The 17014-nt window shown below is 69.9% G+C and carries 17 protein-coding genes and 1 pseudogene; 8 read left to right on the forward strand and 10 right to left on the reverse strand.

Annotation, left to right across the window (positions count from 1 at the left end):
* Positions 1-8: 8 nt before the first annotated feature.
* Positions 9-410 carry a hypothetical protein gene (locus tag ACQP2X_RS42405; protein ID WP_498691610.1) on the reverse strand — a complete coding sequence of 134 codons (402 nt, stop codon included), beginning with the start codon at positions 408-410 and terminating at the stop codon, positions 9-11.
* Positions 411-550: 140 nt separating this feature from the next.
* Here ACQP2X_RS42405 and ACQP2X_RS42410 point away from each other — a divergent pair, with 140 nt between their 5' ends.
* The 5 genes from ACQP2X_RS42410 to ACQP2X_RS42430 all read left to right on the forward strand — a co-directional run bounded on the left by ACQP2X_RS42410 (position 551) and on the right by ACQP2X_RS42430 (position 4338).
* Positions 551-1294, forward strand: coding sequence for an amino acid ABC transporter ATP-binding protein (locus ACQP2X_RS42410; protein WP_360241692.1), 744 nt, complete (start codon positions 551-553; stop codon positions 1292-1294).
* A gap of 37 nt (positions 1295-1331) precedes the next feature.
* A complete protein-coding gene (locus ACQP2X_RS42415; protein ID WP_498691613.1) occupies positions 1332-2189 on the forward strand; it encodes a glutamate ABC transporter substrate-binding protein in 858 nt (285 codons plus the stop codon).
* A 65-nt stretch (positions 2190-2254) separates the two neighbouring features.
* Positions 2255-2929 (forward strand): amino acid ABC transporter permease, encoded by a 675-nt coding sequence (locus ACQP2X_RS42420; RefSeq protein WP_498691614.1) that lies wholly within the window; start codon positions 2255-2257, stop codon positions 2927-2929.
* Positions 2926-3816, forward strand: coding sequence for an amino acid ABC transporter permease (locus ACQP2X_RS42425; RefSeq protein ID WP_498691615.1), 891 nt, complete (start codon positions 2926-2928; stop codon positions 3814-3816). Before ACQP2X_RS42420 ends, ACQP2X_RS42425 begins: the two co-directional genes overlap by 4 nt.
* Before the next feature lie 21 nt (positions 3817-3837).
* Positions 3838-4338, forward strand: a complete 501-nt coding sequence (locus ACQP2X_RS42430) for a DinB family protein (protein ID WP_498691617.1) — start codon at positions 3838-3840, stop codon at positions 4336-4338.
* On the opposite strand, the gene rny is transcribed toward ACQP2X_RS42430, so the two are convergent.
* From rny to ACQP2X_RS42465, 7 genes and pseudogenes are all read right to left on the reverse strand, one after another.
* On the reverse strand, positions 4312-6027 hold the full coding sequence (rny, locus tag ACQP2X_RS42435; RefSeq protein ID WP_498701203.1) for a ribonuclease Y: 1716 nt from the start codon (positions 6025-6027) through the stop codon (positions 4312-4314). The genes ACQP2X_RS42430 and rny overlap by 27 nt on opposite strands.
* A gap of 343 nt (positions 6028-6370) precedes the next feature.
* Entirely contained in the window at positions 6371-7675 is a 1305-nt protein-coding gene (locus ACQP2X_RS42440) for a hypothetical protein (protein ID WP_498691618.1), read from the reverse strand.
* Between the two features lie 115 nt (positions 7676-7790).
* Complete coding sequence (locus ACQP2X_RS42445) at positions 7791-8780, reverse strand: hypothetical protein (protein WP_498691620.1); 990 nt, start codon at positions 8778-8780, stop codon at positions 7791-7793.
* Between the two features lie 174 nt (positions 8781-8954).
* Positions 8955-9572, reverse strand: coding sequence for a CG0192-related protein (locus ACQP2X_RS42450; RefSeq protein ID WP_498691622.1), 618 nt, complete (start codon positions 9570-9572; stop codon positions 8955-8957).
* Between the two features lie 252 nt (positions 9573-9824).
* Positions 9825-10352, reverse strand: a pseudogene (locus tag ACQP2X_RS42455) (regulatory protein RecX); the annotation flags it as partial.
* Positions 10353-10989: 637 nt separating this feature from the next.
* The gene (gene recA, locus ACQP2X_RS42460; protein ID WP_097318782.1) at positions 10990-12036 is read right to left on the reverse strand and encodes a recombinase RecA; all 1047 of its coding nucleotides are present in this window, start codon (positions 12034-12036) and stop codon (positions 10990-10992) included.
* A 199-nt stretch (positions 12037-12235) separates the two neighbouring features.
* Positions 12236-12436: a DUF3046 domain-containing protein gene (locus ACQP2X_RS42465; RefSeq protein WP_498691624.1), complete on the reverse strand. Its 201-nt coding sequence runs from the start codon at positions 12434-12436 to the stop codon at positions 12236-12238.
* Positions 12437-12478: 42 nt separating this feature from the next.
* Here ACQP2X_RS42465 and ACQP2X_RS42470 point away from each other — a divergent pair, with 42 nt between their 5' ends.
* Positions 12479-13141, forward strand: a complete 663-nt coding sequence (locus ACQP2X_RS42470) for a UdgX family uracil-DNA binding protein (protein WP_498691626.1) — start codon at positions 12479-12481, stop codon at positions 13139-13141.
* Here ACQP2X_RS42470 and ACQP2X_RS42475 read toward each other — a convergent pair.
* The gene (locus ACQP2X_RS42475; RefSeq protein ID WP_498691628.1) at positions 13138-13884 is read right to left on the reverse strand and encodes a TetR/AcrR family transcriptional regulator; all 747 of its coding nucleotides are present in this window, start codon (positions 13882-13884) and stop codon (positions 13138-13140) included. The genes ACQP2X_RS42470 and ACQP2X_RS42475 overlap by 4 nt on opposite strands.
* A gap of 75 nt (positions 13885-13959) precedes the next feature.
* Here ACQP2X_RS42475 and ACQP2X_RS42480 point away from each other — a divergent pair, with 75 nt between their 5' ends.
* Positions 13960-14892 carry an ATP-binding cassette domain-containing protein gene (locus ACQP2X_RS42480; protein WP_498691630.1) on the forward strand — a complete coding sequence of 311 codons (933 nt, stop codon included), beginning with the start codon at positions 13960-13962 and terminating at the stop codon, positions 14890-14892.
* Entirely contained in the window at positions 14889-15668 is a 780-nt protein-coding gene (locus ACQP2X_RS42485) for an ABC transporter permease (RefSeq protein WP_498691633.1), read from the forward strand. Before ACQP2X_RS42480 ends, ACQP2X_RS42485 begins: the two co-directional genes overlap by 4 nt.
* On the opposite strand, the gene ACQP2X_RS42490 is transcribed toward ACQP2X_RS42485, so the two are convergent.
* Positions 15669-16997, reverse strand: coding sequence for an aminotransferase class I/II-fold pyridoxal phosphate-dependent enzyme (locus ACQP2X_RS42490; protein ID WP_498691635.1), 1329 nt, complete (start codon positions 16995-16997; stop codon positions 15669-15671).
* Positions 16998-17014: the final 17 nt, after the last annotated feature.

The following is a 17014-nucleotide window of genomic DNA, read 5'->3' on the forward strand; positions in this document are numbered from 1 at the left end:
GGTACTCGTTACCTCGATGGCGTGGCGGGGCGCACGTTGCGACGCTCGGGGCCGTCCTCGGTCTCGACCTCGTCGACCTGGACGGCGGTCAGGCTGCCGTCCGGCGTCGCCAGGACGTACCGCGAAGGGTCGAGGGAGTCGTCCGGAAGCAGGACCGCGGCACCCAGCCGGACCGAGACGGCGCTCGCGGCCGTGGCCTCGTCGACACGCGAGGGCGCGAGATAGACGTCGACCAGTGTCGGGAAGTCGCCACCGACCTCGTAGACGTCGCAAAGAACGTCCCCGTCGGCTTCCAGGGGGACCACCGAACGCTCCAGCGTGCCGGCCAAAGCACCGCGCACACGATCCGGGTCGAAGGGGGCGCCAACTGCCCAGTTCCAGAGGCCGCCTGTCGGATCGGTGTCAGCCATACCGAACATGGTGGACAATGATGGCGCATTGCGAAGGGTGAGTTACCAGTCCGTGACCATTCTCGGCGTGAACCGATACAAGAGCCCACATAGAGTGTGCCCATCCGGGTGAAACCCAATGACGGGACGGTGGTCCAGCAGTGTCCGACGAGGCTCTCATCGTCCTCGACAAGGTGAACAAGTACTTCGGGCCGCTTCACGTGCTCCAGGACGTGGATCTGTCGGTGGCCCGAGGCGAGGTCGTCGTCGTGATCGGACCGTCGGGCTCCGGGAAGTCCACGCTCTGCCGCGCGATCAACCGGCTCGAGCCGATCAACTCCGGCACCATCACCTTCGACGGCCGCCCCCTGCCCGCCGAGGGCCGCTCCCTGGCCCGGCTGCGCAGCGAGGTCGGCATGGTCTTCCAGTCCTTCAACCTGTTCGCGCACAAGACGATCCTGCAGAACGTCATGCTCGGGCCGGTCAAGGTGCGCAAGGAAAAGCCGGCCGAGGTCCGCGAGCGGGCCATGTCGCTGCTCGACCGGGTCGGCATCGGCAACCAGGCCGAGAAATATCCGGCGCAGCTCTCCGGCGGCCAGCAGCAGCGCGTGGCGATCGCGCGGGCCCTGGCCATGCAGCCCAAGGCGATGCTGTTCGACGAGCCGACCAGCGCGCTCGACCCCGAGATGGTCGGCGAGGTGCTCGACGTGATGACGTCGCTGGCCCGCGAGGGAATGACGATGGTCGTCGTGACGCACGAGATGGGATTCGCGCGCCACGCGGCCAACCGCGTCGTTTTCATGGCCGACGGCCAACTGGTCGAATCAGCGCCGCCGGCGGAGTTCTTCGCCAATCCGAAAAGCGATCGCGCCAAGGACTTCCTTTCCAAAATCCTCACGCACTGATCCGTTGTCCATCTAGGAATATTCGAGGAGCCCAATGATGCGCATCACCCGTTTGGCAGCCGCGTTCGGCGCGGTTGCGATGGCGCTGACCGTGGCCGCGTGCGGCGGGGACGACGACGCGGGCAGCAGCGGCAGCGGCGCCACCGGCATCGTCAAGAAGGCGGAGAGCGGCAAGCTGGTCATCGGCGTCAAGGCCGACCAGCCCGGCCTCGGCCTGCAGACCGGCAGCACGTACACCGGCTTCGACGTCGAGATCGGCAAGATCATCGCGAAGGGCCTGGGCCTGGCCGACAGCGGCATCGAGTGGAAGACCACGGTCTCGGCCAACCGCGAGCCCTACATCCAGCAGGGTCAGGTCGACCTGGTCGTCGCGACGTACACGATCAACGACGAGCGCAAGAAGGTCGTCAACTTCGGCGGACCGTACTTCGTCGCCGGTCAGGACCTGCTCGTGCCGACCGCCTCGACCATCACCGGCCCGGAGTCGCTGGCCGGCAAGAAGGTCTGCTCGGTGAGCGGCTCGACCCCGGCCAAGCGGATCCAGACCGACTACAAGGACGCCAAGCTCCAGCAGTTCGACTCGTACTCCAAGTGCGTGACGGCGCTGGCCGGCGGTCAGGTCGACGCGGTCACGACCGACGACATCATCCTGGCCGGCTACGCGGCGCAGGAGCAGTACGCGGGCAAGTTCAAGGTGGTCGGCAAGCCGTTCAGCGAGGAGCCGTACGGCATCGGCCTCAAGAAGGACGACACCGCCGGCTGCAACAAGATCAACGACATCCTGAAGGCGGCCGCCGCCGACGGGTCGTACAAGAAGGCCTGGGACGACACCCTCGGCAAGAGCGGCAAGGCCGCGCCCGAGCTCGACGCCACCAAGCTGACGAACTGCTCCTGATCCCTCTTCAGTGCCGCGGGGGCCGGTGATCCGGCCCTCGCGGTTTTCTTCGCTCGAAGGTGCCGATGGACGTCTTCTCCGATCCCCTCAACCGTGAGGTCTACCTCACCGGGTTCCTCTGGATCCTGAAGCTCACCCTGGCCGGCGGCGTCGGCGCTCTCCTGCTCGGCGTCGTGCTGGCCGCGATGCGGGTCTCGCCCGTCCCGGTGCTGCGCGCCTTCGGCACGGCCTGGGTGAACATCTTCCGGAACACGCCGCTCACCCTGATCATCTTCTTCTGCTACTTCGGCCTCTTCTCGACGCTCGGCGTCGCGTTCTCCGACGACATCGACCTGAACAACTTCTGGCTCGGTGTGACCGGTCTGTCGGTCTACACGGCGGCGTTCGTCTGCGAGGCGATCCGCTCCGGCATCAACACGGTGCCCGCGGGCCAGGCCGAGGCGGCCCGGGCCATCGGCATGACGTTCCGGCAGACCCTGACCATGATCATCCTGCCCCAGGCCGGCCGCGCCGTGATCGCGCCGCTGGGCAGCATCATCATCGCGCTCTGCAAGAACGCCACGATCGTCGGCACGATCGGCCTCATGGAGTCGTCGAACGCCATGAAGCAGCTGATCAACGAGAACGGCGACGCGGTCGTCCCGATCTTCCTGGTCTTCGCCGGCACGTTCGCGATCGTCCTGATCCCCACCGGCTACGCCTTCGGCTGGCTGGCCAACCGCCTGGCGGTGAAGCGGTGAGTACCGACGCTGTCCTCTACGACCACCCGGGGCCCCGCGCCAAGGCGCGCAACCGGATCCTCACGGTCGTCTTCGGCGTCCTCCTGCTGGCGCTGCTCTACTGGATCTACCGGAAGTTCGACGAGAAGGGCCAGTGGGCGGCCGCCCTCTGGAAGCCCTTCACCCAGTCGAGCACGTGGACCGACTACATCCTGCCGGGCCTGCTGCACACGCTCGAGGCGGCCGTCGTCGCGGCGGCGCTCTCGCTGGTCTTCGGCGTGGTCTTCGCGGTCGGGCGGCTCTCCGACCACTGGTGGGTGCGGGTGCCGGCCGGTGCGGTCGTCGAGTTCTTCCGGGCCGTACCCCTGCTGTTGATGATGTTCTTCATCTTCTTCGGCGTGCCGTACCTGACCGAGCAGCCCATGTCGATCTTCTGGGCCGTGGTCATCGGCCTGACCCTCTACAACGGGTCGGTGCTGGCCGAGGCGTTCCGCGCAGGCGTGAAATCGGTCCCGGCCGGGCAGAGCGAGGCGGCGTACGCCATCGGCATGCGCAAGGGCCAGGTGATGGGGCACATCCTCATCCCGCAGGCGGCCCGCGCCATGCTGCCGGTGATCGTCAGCCAGCTCGTCGTGCTGGTCAAGGACACCGCGCTCGGCTACATCATCTCGTACAACGAGCTGCTCCAGCTGGGCGTCAACAACGTGGCGGCCAACTTCGGCAACGTGGTCCAGGCCGCGATCGTGGCCGCGATCATCTACATCGCCGTCAACTCGGTGCTCACCTCGTTCGCCGGCTGGCTCAGCCGTCGCACCCGCCGCAGCGGCAAGGCGCCCCGGGCGAACGGCCGCGGCGTGGTCATGGGCGCGACCGACCCGGGCATGGGCGGTGGCGGCGGCGTTGCCTGACCTGAATGAGATGCTGAGCTCATGATTTCCGCCGACGACGCCATTCACGAGCCCGCCAAGGTCCAGTTCGAGGCATTTCTGGACGAGCACCGCAAGGCGCTCCTCGACTGCCTCGACGGGGTCAGCGAGCAGCAGGCCCGCGCGTCCCTGGTGCCGTCCCGCACCACCCTGCTCGGGCTGGTCAAGCACGTGACGATGGTGGAGAACGTCTGGTTCGGCGAGGCGGTGACCGGGAAGTCGCGAGCCGAGCTGGGCATCCCGCTCACCGCCGACGAGTCGTTCATCCTGGACGACGACGACACCATCGAGAGCATCCAGGACGCCTACCGCGAGACGATCGAGAACTCGCGGCGGGCGGCGGCCCCGATCGGCCTCGACGACCTGCTGCCGGGCAACCGGCGCGGGCCGCTCCCGCTGCGCTGGGCGTACATGCACCTGCTGCGCGAGCTGGCCCAGCACTGCGGGCACGCGGACATCCTCCGCGAGCAGCTCGGCCTAACGAGCGAGCTCGGTGACGCGTGACTCGCGCACCACGGTGACCCGGATCTGACCCGGATAGGTCAGCTCCTCCTCGATCTGCTTGGCAACATCCCTGGCCAGGACGGCGGCGCCGATGTCGTCGACGTCGTCCGGCCGCACCATCACGCGGATCTCCCGGCCGGCCTGCATCGCGAAGACCTTCTCCACGCCCACCTTGCTCGCGGCGATCTCCTCGATGCGCTCGAGACGCTTGACGTACGCCTCCAGGCTCTCCCGCCGAGCGCCGGGCCGGCCCCCGGAGCAGGCGTCGGCCGCCTGTGTCAGCACGGCCTCGATCGTCTGCGGCTGAACCTCGTTGTGGTGCGCCTCGATCGCGTGCACCACGTCCTCCGACTCGCCGTACTTGCGGGCCAGGTCGGCGCCGATCAGCGCGTGACTGCCCTCGACCTCGTGGGTGAGCGCCTTGCCGATGTCGTGCAGGAAGGCCGCCCGCTTCATGGTCGGCACGTCCAGGCCCAGCTCGGCGGCCATGATGCCGGCGATGTGGGCGGTCTCGACCAGATGCTTGAGCACGTTCTGGCCGTAGCTGGTGCGGTAGCGCAGCCGGCCCAGCAGCTTCTTGAGCTCCGGGTGCAGGTCGGTGATGCCGACGTCGACCAGCGCCTCCTCGGCGGCCCGGTCGCAGAGCACGTCGACCTCGTTCTTGGCGCTCTCGAAGACCTCCTCGATGCGGTGCGGGTGGATACGCCCGTCCAGCACCAGCTTCTCCAAGGTGAGCCGGCCGACCTCGCGGCGAACCGGGTCGAAGCACGACAGGAGGACGGCCTCGGGGGTGTCGTCGATGATGAGGTTGACGCCGGTGACCGACTCGAAGGCCCTGATGTTGCGGCCCTCGCGGCCGATGATCCGGCCCTTCATCTCGTCGCTGGGCAGGTGGAGGACGCTGACCACGCTCTCCGAGGTCTGCTCGCTGGCGATCCGCTGGATGGCGTCGACCACGATGTGCCGGGCCCGGGTGTCGGCCGTGCTCTTGGCGTCGGCCTCGATGTCCCGGACGATGATCGCGGCCTCGCGCTTGGCCTGGGCCTCGATGCTCTCGACCAGCTCGGCCCGGGCCGCCTCGGCGGTCAGGGCGGCGACCCGCTCCAGCTCGCGGCGCCGCTCCTCCTCGGCCCCGGCCAGCTCGGCCTCCTTGACGGAGAGGGCGGCCTCCCGCGAGGAGAGATCGGTGTCCATGCTCGCGAGGCGGCGCTCCCGCTCGACCAGGCGCTCGACCTCGTCGGCGTGCAGCCGCTCCCGCTCGTCGATGCGGGCGGCGCGGCGCTCGACCTCGGCCGCGTGCTCCTTGGCGGTGGCGTTGAGCAGCGCGACCTCGCGCTCGCCGGAACGGCGGGCGGCGGAACGGACCTGCTCGGCGTCGGCCTCGGCCTGGCGGTGGGCCCGCTCGAGGATGGTGTCGGCCTCGCTGTGCGCGTCCTCGAGAACGCGGCGGGCCTCGGCCCGAGCGGCGTTGGCCTCGGCTTTGGCGGCGGCGGCCTCAGCCCGTACGGAAGCGGCCTTGGCATTGGCGTCGTCGACCTTGGCGAGCGCGTCGTCGACCGCCTGACCCGAACCCTGCGTGTCGGTCTTCTTGAGGTGACGCAGCGCCCGGGCGCCGAGCAGCATGCCGGCCACCACAAAGGCGGCGAGGACGACGATCGCCACCACCAGCACCCAGTCCAGGGCGGTCAGCACGCCGCGTCTCCCTTCGCCGCCCGGCACGAACACGCGCGCGGGCCATCTGTGGGATGCCCGACCAAGGCCGCGGATGCGCAGGAGAGATCAGGCCCCTCCGCTGGCGTGGGTACGCCGGGGCCGACCGCTGTATGTCAAGCCCTCGGCGCCTCGGGTTCCGCGGTTCGGCGCTTCGGGCGGCATCTTACTTGATAAGTGATGCCGTAATGTAATGCGATCTATGTTGTGCGTGTTGCATGCGATGGTCGAACAAACCTTGTGTAACGCGAGGCTAGGTCGCGAGTGCCACTTCGGTCAAGGATCCATGATTCAGTACTGCTTACCCCCAGGTCACCGCAATTCAGGCGTACCTGGACCAGAGATCGCGCATCGGCTCCCACTTCTCACCGACACCCTCCTTCCAGTAGGCGAGCAGGAAACCCGCCACGGGCGCGCGGGCGTCGTCCCACCAGAGACCGCTCACGGTCCGGGTGGTTCCGCCTTCGGTGAGACGATACGCGTATTCCACGTAGTTTCCGGTGGTTCGCCCGCTCGGGGTAGGCCCTTCGGTGGCCGGGCCCACCCCAGGGGTGAGCGTCCGGGCGTCGACGGCCTGACCCATGGCCTTGACGCGCGCCTTGTCCCGCTCGGCGACGTCGTCGTACTCGACGAAGATCGCACTCATGCCGTCGAGGGTGCAGCGGACGCGGACCTTCTCGCCGGGGCTGAGCTTGGGGCCGCCGGGGGTGCCGCTGCGACCACAGGTGGAGAGGAAAGGAAGCCAGCCCTCGGAGAGGGTGACGAGACCGGTGCCGGCGAAGTCGGGGGCGTTGAGGGCGGCTTGGCTCTGCTCGAAGACGCCGAGGCCGGCGGTGGGGGCGGGCTTCGGGGTGTCGGCCCGGGATTCGGGGGCGGTGGCGCGGCCGGCGAAGAAGCCGCCGGCGCCGAAGAGGAGAAGCCCGGCGATGAGGCCGGCCAGTAGCCCGACGAAGAAGCGGCCGCGATCGGGCGGCGGGGTCGGCTCGATGCGGCGGCCTGGGGGTGAGGAGAAGCCGTAGGGGTTGCTTTCGGCGGGAGCCTGATACGGGTCTCCGTGGAACGGGCCGTAGGAGGCGCCGCCCGGGCTCGCCCCGCTTGAGGGACCGGTCGGATATGACGGGCTTGACGGATTTGCCGGATAAGGCGGGCTCGACGGCACGCCGGGGTACGGGGTGCCGCTCGTGGGATCGGGTGTCCCGCTATTCGGAGCGGGTGACCCGCTGACCGGCCACTGGCTGCCGGCTGCGGGCGGGGCGCCGCTGCTCGGTGCGGGTGAACCGCTGACCGGCCACTGACCGCCGGCTGCCGGCGGGGCGCCGCTGCTCGGTGCGGGTGAGCCGCTGCCGGGCCACGGGCCGCTACTCGCGGGTGGGGCGCCGCTGCTCGCGTGTGGGGCGCCGCTGCTCGCGTGTGGGGCGCCGCTGCTCGCGTGTGCGCCGCTGCTCGCGTGTGGGGCGCCGCTGCTCGGACTCGGCGAGTGAGGGATCGGTGAGCCGGTGGGCTGACCGGGGATGCCGTGGGGTGGCTGGTCGCTCGGGGCCGACTGGGGCTCCGCGGTGACGTGGGTGGTCGGCTCGGCGCCTTCCTGGAAGGGACCGTAGCCCGGCATACGGCTCTGATCGGTCACAACGTCGCAGATTACCAGGCAGTGGCCAGCGCCGATGTCCCGTCAAGATCCGATCCGCCGGCGCCGGCAAGGCCACAGCCGGCCGTGACCAGGGGTCACGGCCGGCTGTTCGAGGTCAGGCCTGCGACTCGGCCCGGCGCCGCCGGGTGACGAGCAGCAGCACCACACCACCGACCACGACGGCCGCACCGGTACCGGCCATGCCAGCCGAGTTGGCACCGGTCAGCGCGAGGATCGGGTTGCTGTCGCCCGAGCCACCGACACCACCGGCGTCGTTGTCGTCGTCCGGGGTGATGACGCCGTTCTGATCGGCGTCACCGTTGCCGGGGTCGGCCGCGGGCGGGTTGTCATCCGGCCCGTCGTCACCCGGAGGCGTCTCACCGTCACCACCGCCGCCACCGGGCGGGTTCTCGCCGTCACCGGGCGGATTCTCCCCACCGTTGCCCGGCGGGTTCTCGCCGCCGTTGCCGGGCGGGTTCTCCCCACCGTTGCCCGGCGGGTTCTCGCCGCCGTTGCCCGGCGGATTCTCACCACCGTTACCGGGCGGGTTCTCCCCACCGTTGCCCGGCGGGTTCTCGCCGCCGTTGCCGGGCGGGTTCTCCCCACCGTTGCCCGGCGGGTTTTCACCACCGTTGCCCGGCGGATTCTCCCCACCGTTGCCCGGCGGATTCTCACCGCCATTGCCCGGCGGGTTCTCGCCACCGTCACCGCCGCCGTCGCCGCCGCCGTCGCCTGGCGGGGTCTCGCCACCGTCACCGCCGCCATCCCCGCCGCCATCGCCTGGCGGGGTTTCGCCACCGCCGCCCGGCGGGGTGTCGCCGCCGCCAGGTGGTGTGTCTCCACCGCCGTCGCCGGGCGGAGTGTCGCCGTCGCCGGGCGGGTCGTCCTCGTCCGCGGTCGGGGCCGGGTCGGCCTCGCTGGTCGGTGTGGTGCCGGTTTCCTCAGTGGTGGTCTTGTCGCCGGCGGTGGCGGCCGCCCCTTCGGTGACGATCACGATGCCGCGGGTGGCGGCATTCGTGGTCGCGGCACCGGCCGCGTGGGCGCCGGTCAGCGCCGCGACGCCGACCGCGCCGGCCAGCACACCGAGCCGCGCGACCGCGCGCACTCCGCGGCTTCGCGCAAGCTGATTGATCCGCATGTCCCTCCCCGTTGTTCGCACGCGGAGAGACCACACATTCCAGCGATCCCCCCGCGATGTGAGGAAGCAACTTAACCGAGGTCAGCCCACTGGCGCCATCCACACCCGACAATATGGAGGCACAGGAATACTGATTGTTATCTATTCCACATTCGCGACGAACACCAGCGGAACCAGCGCGGGCTGCCCACTCCAGGAACCACTCAACCGCAGGCCGTCCCGAGCCCAGCCGCCACCGACCCGCCGAACCACAGCGAACTCGGCCCCCTCGGCAACGACCAACGCCGGATCACCCGGCGCCGTCTCCGATTCCCCCGCCTTCTCGCCCTCGTCGACGACGATGGTCATGCTGAGAGGCCGCGGTTCGAGCCGCCCGTCAGTCTCGAAGAACTCCTGCGCCTGCCCTCCACCACCGAGGATCGCCTTCACCAGCGCAGCCGCATAGACCGGGTCACCGACCGCGTCGTACACCCAGCGCCGCCCCAGCACCGAATGCTCGCAGGTCCCCACCAGCCAGGAGTCCCCACCGTCCAGGGGAGCACCGCGATAGGTGAGCGGCACCTGAAGCACGGGCCCGTCCCCCGCCCGCACCAGAAGGGTCTCGACCCCGACCTCCCCCGCCGGGTCATCGAACCGATAGGCCGCGACCCGCTCGAGCCCCGAGCCACCACCGTCGCCGGCCCACTCTCGCGAGGGAAGCCACTCTTCCAGAAGCTCCAGCTTGGTGGGACGAAGTTGAGCCCGATGAATCAATGCCATGCGCCGCATCGTAGATCGACCTCACACAGTCCCGCCGCCCGAAAACCCATGAGCCGCACAACGGAACAAAAGGGATAGGGGGAAGGCGCGATCAGAAGCAAGGAGCGCCATCCAAGGAGCGAGGCAGCGGCAAGGAGGGTACGACCGCAATGCGCTCGACCCCGGAGGAACGAGGCGGCGCGGAAGGTACGGCTGGAGACGGTGGGCGGGGGCGGCGCGGGAGGTACGGCTGGAGACGGTGGGTGGGAGGCGTCAGGACAGGTCGGTTGATTCGTCGGCCAGGGCGTCGGCGTCTACGGCGTCGGCGAACTCGGCGGCCTCGGCGTCTCGGGCGGCCAAAGCGTCCTTGACGGCTCGGAAGGCTATGCCGGCGGGGTAGCCCTTGCGGGCCAGCATGGCTACCAAGCGGCGGAATACCGCGTCGGGGGGACCTGTGGCGGTGCGGAGTTTGCGGTCGACCAAAGCTCGGGCTGTGGTGGCCTCGTCCTCGTCGTCCACGGCCTCCAAAGCCTCGCTGGCGGTCTCGGCGTCCACGCCGCGCTGGCGTAGCTCGTTGGCCAAAGCTCGGCGGGCCAGGCCGCGGCCCTGGTGACGGCTCGTGACCCAGGCGCGGGCGAACGCGGCGTCGTCGATGATGCCGACCTCGTCGTAGCGGTCGAGGACCTCGGCGATCACCTCGTCGGAGATCTCCTTGCGGGCCAGGACCTTCGCGAGCTCGGCGCGGGTGCGGGGACGCACCGCCAACTGGCGCAGGCAGATCTCCCGGGCGCGCTCCCCCTCGCTCTGCGACGGCTGGGACTGACGCCCGGAGCCGGAACCGCCTTCACCGGAGCGAGCCTGCCGCGAGCCACCCTCCCCCGAACCGCCTCGTCCCGAACGAGCACGCCGAGAACCGCCACCGCCGGAACTACCAAAACCGCCGCTGCCGGAACCACCGAAACCGCCGCTGCCGAAACCGCCACCGGCGCCACGGAAACCGGTGTCAGAACCACCTAAGCCGCCGTCCCCGGAATCGTCTCTGGTGGAGCGAGACCCCCGGCGGGTGGAGCGAGTCGGCCGGCCCGCGCTGGGGTCGGCCGGGTCGAACTCGTCCTCGTCGGAAGCGTCGGGCCAGGAGTCGTCCCGGTCGGCGTCCGAAGGGGAACCGTCCCGGCGGGAAGGGCGGCCGGAAGAAGGCAGGCCCAGGCCGAACGGATCGGAGTGGGACCACGGCAGGCCCTGGCGAGCCGGGCGGGCGGTTCCGCCCGGCGAGTCGCCTCGGTGACGGGGCGGGACGTTGCCGCGTTCCGTTTCGTCGCCGGGGGGATCGCCGGGCGGATGCTCATCGGAAGGGCGGGGCGGCCGGGGCGGGATGGCATCCCATCCGCGCCCGGCACGCGCGCCGCGTCGTCCGGTCATGTGGTGAGCTCGGCCGGGATCAGAAGTCGACCGGCGGCAGCTCCGGGCCGCCGGCGGCGTCGCCAGTGGTCTGGCCCACGCCGAGCTTCTCCAGGATCTTCTTCTCGATCTCGGCCGCGACGTCAGGGTTTTCCTTGAGGAACTCCCGCGCCTTCTCCTTGCCCTGGCCGAGCTGGTCGCCGTCGTACGTGTACCAGGCTCCGGACTTGCGGATGATGCTCTGCTCGACGCCGACGTCGATCAGCGAGCCCTCCCGCGAGATGCCCTTGCCGTACATGATGTCGAACTCGGCCTGCTTGAACGGCGCGGCCACCTTGTTCTTCACGACCTTGACGCGGGTGCGGTTGCCCACCACGTCGGTGCCGTCCTTCAGGCTCTCGATGCGGCGCACGTCGAGGCGGACCGAGGCGTAGAACTTCAGCGCGCGGCCACCGGTCGTGGTCTCGGGCGAGCCGAACATGACGCCGATCTTCTCGCGGAGCTGGTTGATGAAGATCGCGGTCGTGCCGGAGTTGTTGAGGATACCGGTGATCTTGCGCAGGGCCTGGCTCATGAGCCGGGCCTGGAGGCCGACGTGGCTGTCGCCCATCTCGCCCTCGATCTCGGCGCGGGGCACGAGGGCCGCCACCGAGTCGATGACGATGATGTCGAGCGCGCCCGAGCGGATCAGCATGTCGGCGATCTCGAGCGCCTGCTCACCCGTGTCGGGCTGGGAGACGAGCAGGGCGTCGGTGTCGACGCCGAGCGCCTTGGCGTACTCCGGGTCGAGGGCGTGCTCGGCGTCGATGAACGCCGCGATGCCGCCGTTGCGCTGCGCGTTGGCCACCGCGTGCAGGGCCACCGTCGTCTTACCGGAGGACTCCGGGCCGTACACCTCGATGACCCGGCCCCGCGGCAGACCGCCGACGCCGAGCGCCACGTCGAGGGCGATGGACCCGGTGGGGATGATGGCGGTCTCCACGACCGGCCGCTCCCCGAGCCGCATCACCGAGCCCTTGCCGAACTGCTTGTCAATCTGTGCCAATGCCAGATCGAGCGCTTTGTCCCGGTCAGGTCCGTTCCCCATGTCCGCCACCCCTGTACTCGATTTCGCAGGCGTCTTCGCCGATGAGCTTCTGTTCACCACGCGCACCAAGGTAGGGGGTGGGTATGACAAAAATCCGCTGCCCTGCCTCCGGCTGTGGATAACCAAGCCGTTGTGGACAATAGCCGAACACGTGTACGACTATCGAGTGACACGCCAGAACGGGTGTACGAAACCAGCGTTATCGCAGGCGAGAGGGCACCCGATCGGGGTACTCGGCCACCACTGCTCGCCAGATAGTAGCCGTGTCGACACCCTCGGCTATCGCTCGATCGATGGTCCGGTCGCCCAATGACGCAAAAGAGTGATCTGCCGCGATGCTTCGCGCATAGGCGCCACCGAACGACTCGCCGAGCCGCTCCCAGAAATCCGTCAACCGCACCCCACGAGGGTACTCAGAGTCGAGAGGGGTAAAAACGTCTCCATGCCTAGGACCGAAGCTCCGGTCGGCGCGCAGGAGTGGGTGCCGCCCCAGCCATGGAGCATCGACAAGCTCAAGTCCGCCGCAGCCGGCTGTCAGGGCTGTGAGCTGCACGCGGACGCCACGCAGACCGTCTTCGGGCGGGGCGCGCCGAACGCCCGGGTGGTGCTGGTCGGCGAGCAGCCCGGCGACGTCGAGGACCAGAAGGGCCTGCCCTTCGTGGGCCCGGCCGGGCGGCTGCTGCGCGAAGCGGTCGACGACTCCGGCCTCGACGCGGGTGACGTCTACATCACCAATGCCGTGAAGCACTTCCGCTTCGAGATGCGCGGCAAGCGGCGCATCCACCAGAACCCGGGGCCGGCCCACATCACCGCCTGCCGTCCCTGGCTGGTGGCCGAGTTCTCGCTGCTCGAGCCGGAGCTCGTGGTGATCCTCGGCGCCACCGCGGGCAAGGCACTGCTGGGACCGTCGTTCCGGGTCACCCAGCAGCGCGGCAAGCTGATGCCGTGGCCGGCCTCGGCCCAGCACCCCGGCGATTTCCCGGTGGCCGAGATCCAGGCTCTCGCGACGTTCCATCCGTCGGCCGTTCTGCGCGCGGACGACCGCGAGACGGCGTACCGGACCTTGGTCGATGATTTGAAGATCGCGGCCGGGGCCCTGGGTTAACGGTTCAGGAGGGCCTCGAGCCCGTCGAGGATGCGGTCGAGGCCGAAGGTGAACGACCGCAAGGGGTCGCCGACCGCGTTGTACTCCTGGCCGGCGGCCGTGCCGACGCGCCCCGAGATCGGATAGGCGCCCGGCGTCATGACGCGCTCGAGGATGGGCGCGTTGATCTCCCACCACTCCAGATCCGACATTCCGGACTGCTGGGCCGTACGGCCGGCCGCGATCGAGGCCCGCGCGGCGGACGCCGTGAAGCCGCCCAGCAGCGTGATCACCTGGTCCATCTCGAGATCAGTGAAGCCGGCGCCCTCAATGGCGGCCAGCTGCCACTCCCAGCGATCGGAGCCGTTCGGGCCGATCCACGGACGGCTCTCCTCCACCTGCAACAGCCACGGATGCCGGTGGAACTCGTCCCACATCTGCCGCGCCACCACGGTGAGGCGTTCCCGCAGGTCACCTTTGTGCGGTGGCAGTTCCTGCTCACCCATGACCTCGTCGACCATGAGGCCGATCAGCTCGGAGCGACCCGGGACGTACGTGTAGATCGACATCAGTTTGAGCCCGAGCCGGTCGGCGACCTTGCGCATCGAGAACGCGGGCAGACCCTCCTCGTCGGCCACCTCGATCGCCGCGCGCACCACCTCGTCCACGCTGACCCGCTGTTTCGGTCCGCGTGAGCCCTGCGGCGTGCCCAGGGTGCTCCGCCACAAGAGGCTGAGCGTGCGGTCGACGTTCTGACTTTCCATGTGCGGAGGTTACCCCGTGGGGTGTACGGTGTACCGCGCATCAATTTCCGTAAGGCATACGGAGTTAGGAGTGACGTGAACTCGCTGACGGCTGACGGACTACGGAAGACGTACGGCACAACCCGCGCCCTGGACGGTTTCGACCTGGCCGTGCCCTCGGGCGTGATCCACGGCCTCCTCGGCCCGAACGGCGCCGGCAAGACGACGGCGGTCAAGGCCCTGGCCACGCTCATCGACGTCGATTCGGGCACGGCCTCGGTCGCCGGTTTCGATATACGCCTCCAAGCGCCCCAGGTCCGGCGCCGGATCGGGCTCATCGGGCAACACGCGGCGGTCGACGAGATCCTCGGCGGCCGCCAGAACCTGGTGATGTTCGGACGGCTCTTCGGCCTCACCAAGAACGACGCCCGGCACCGGGCCGAGGAGCTGCTGACCGTCTTCGGGCTGACCGAGGCGGCCGAGCGGGCGGTCTCGACCTACAGCGGAGGCATGCGCCGCCGGCTCGACATCGCGGCCGGGCTGGTCATGACGCCGGCCGTGCTCTTCCTGGACGAGCCGACCACCGGCCTCGACCCCCGGGCCCGCAACGAGGTGTGGGAGAGCGTCCGGGAGATCGCCGCCCGCGGCACCACGGTGCTGCTGACCACCCAATATCTGGACGAAGCGGACCAGCTGGCCGCCCGGATCTCGGTGATGAACCACGGCAAGGTGATCGCCGAGGGCACGCCGGACGAGCTGAAACGCCAGGTCGGCGGCGACCGGGTGACCGTCACCCTGCCGCTGCGGACGCCCCTCGGAGACGTCGCGGAACGGCTCTCGGCGGTGGTGGGCGCGCCCGCGGTGATCGACGACGAGGCGCACAGCCTCACCTTCGAGATCGGCCTGGGCACGCTCGCCGATGTCGTCCGCGGTCTGGACGAACTGAGGATCGACCCCGAGGACCTGGTGCTCCGGCGGCCCACCCTGGACGAGGCGTTCCTGGCCCTGACCGAAGGAGTCTCCCGATGACGACACTGCGCGCTGGATGGATCATGACGCAGCGGGAGCTGGCCCACTGGCAACGCCAGCCCTGGACGCCGATCTTCGGCCTGCTCTTCTCGATCATGTTGCTGCTCGTCTTCGGCTTCCTGTTCGGCGGGGCGATCACCGTGCCCGGCGGCGGCGACTACATCACCTTCCTCCTGCCCGGCATGCTCGCGCTGAGCATGATGTTCGGCGTCGAGAGCACGGCCACGACGATGGCCAACGACGCCCGCAAGGGCATCACCGACCGGTTCCGCTCGATGCCGATCGGCAGCTCGTCGGTGGCGCTGGGCCGGGTCGGGGCCGACATGGCCAACTCGGCGGTCGAGCTTTTCGTGCTGATCCTCGGTGGACTGCTGATCGGCTGGCGGATCACGTCGGACCCGGCGTCGGTGGCGCTGGCCGTGGCGCTCCTGCTCTGGTTGCGCTTCGCGATGCTGTGGATCGGCATCTTCGTCGGCCTCGCCTTCCGTGGCGAGGGGGCCACCATGGCCGTACAGGTGCTGGTCTGGCCCATCGGTTTCCTCTCGACCGCGATCGTCTCGGCCGAGACGATGCCGGGCTGGCTGGGCGCGATCGCCGCCTGGAACCCGTTGTCGGCGACCGCCTCGGCGGCACGGGAGCTTTTCGGCAACCCGACCGGTATCACGACCGGCCCGCTGGCCGACGGCGCGGTCTGGCTGGCCCTGGCCTGGCCGCTGGCGCTCACGGCGGTCTTCCTGCCGCTGTCGGCCCGGGCGTACCGCCGGCTGCGGGCCTGATCATCGGGCCGGGGCGGTGAGGCCGGAGGGATGGACGGCCGCGGCCACGGCGTCGGCCACCGTGGGGATCTCCTGCTCATCGAGGGGACCGATCGAAATGCGGATGCCGTACGGCGTCGAGGTGCGGAACAGGGAGCCGGGTGCCACCGCCCATCCGGCGTCCCTCAGCAGGCCGACGGCGCGGGTCTCGTCGGGAACGGTGACCCAGACGTTGATGCCGGTCTCGCCCTCGGCGGTGAGGCCCCGGGCCCGCAGCTCGTCGCGCAGGAGGCGCCGCCGCCGGCCATAAGCACCGGCGGCGTGCGCCACCAGCTCGGTGACCTCGGGGTCTTGCCACAGACGCAGGAGCGTCCGCTGGAGGATGGTCGACACCCAGCCCGAGCCGATGCGCATGCGGCCGACCACCCGCGAGATGGTCGTCTCGTCGCCGGCCAGCACGTTGATCCGCAGGTCGGGGCCGAACGGCTTGGACGCCGAGCGGGTGACGGCCCAGGCTCCGGTGACCGGGCCGACGCAATGCGGCGGCGCCTCGGCCAGCTCGGCGGCGTGATCGTCCTCGATCAGCAGGAAGCCGGGGTAGGCGGCGAAGACGCTCCGCAGTTGCTCGGCCCGCACGGCGCTGACGGCGGCACCGGTCGGGTTCTGCGCGCGCACCGTGATGACGGCGGCCACGGCGCCGTCCTGGATGGCCGAGGCGACCGAGGCCGGCGTGGGGCCCTCGTTGTCGAGGGTGAACGGCACCGGGCGCAGGTCCATGGCGGCGAGCAGGTCGAGCAGGTTGGACCAGCCGGGGTCCTCGACGGCCACGGCGTCACCCGGCCGCAGGTGGACCGTGAGCAGGCGCTCGATGGCGTCGAGGGTGCCCGAGGTGACGGTGATGAGCGCGTCGCCGACCGGGAGGCCGTCGGCCAGCAGACGGGGACGGGCGGCCTCGATCAGCTCGGGCATGGCCGCCGCCGAGGCGTACCCCTGTGGTTGGTCTTGGAACACCGGGCCGAGCGGGGGCAGCAGCCGCAGGTCGGGCTCACCGGAGGAGAGATCGCGCACGCCCTCGGGGACGGGGAGGCGCAGGTCGGAGCGCGGGCCGGCCACGGCGGGACGGGAACGCACGCGCGTGCCCCGGCGGCCGTCGGCCTCGACGACCCCGCGCTGGCGCAGTGACTGATAGGCCTTGGCCACCGTGGCCGGGCTCACCCGCAGGAAGTCGGCCAACACGCGGATGGGCGGGAGGGGCGCGCCCGAGGCGTAGTGGCCCTTCAGGACGCCCGACTCGATGCTGCTGGAAATCGAGGCGGCGCTGTCGCCGGTCACCTGATACTGTGCTGCCACACGAAAGAGTTTGTACT

Origin of the sequence: Actinoplanes sp. CA-131856, from assembly GCF_050956135.1 — a bacterium.
In the GTDB taxonomy this organism is placed as follows: domain Bacteria; phylum Actinomycetota; class Actinomycetes; order Mycobacteriales; family Micromonosporaceae; genus Actinoplanes.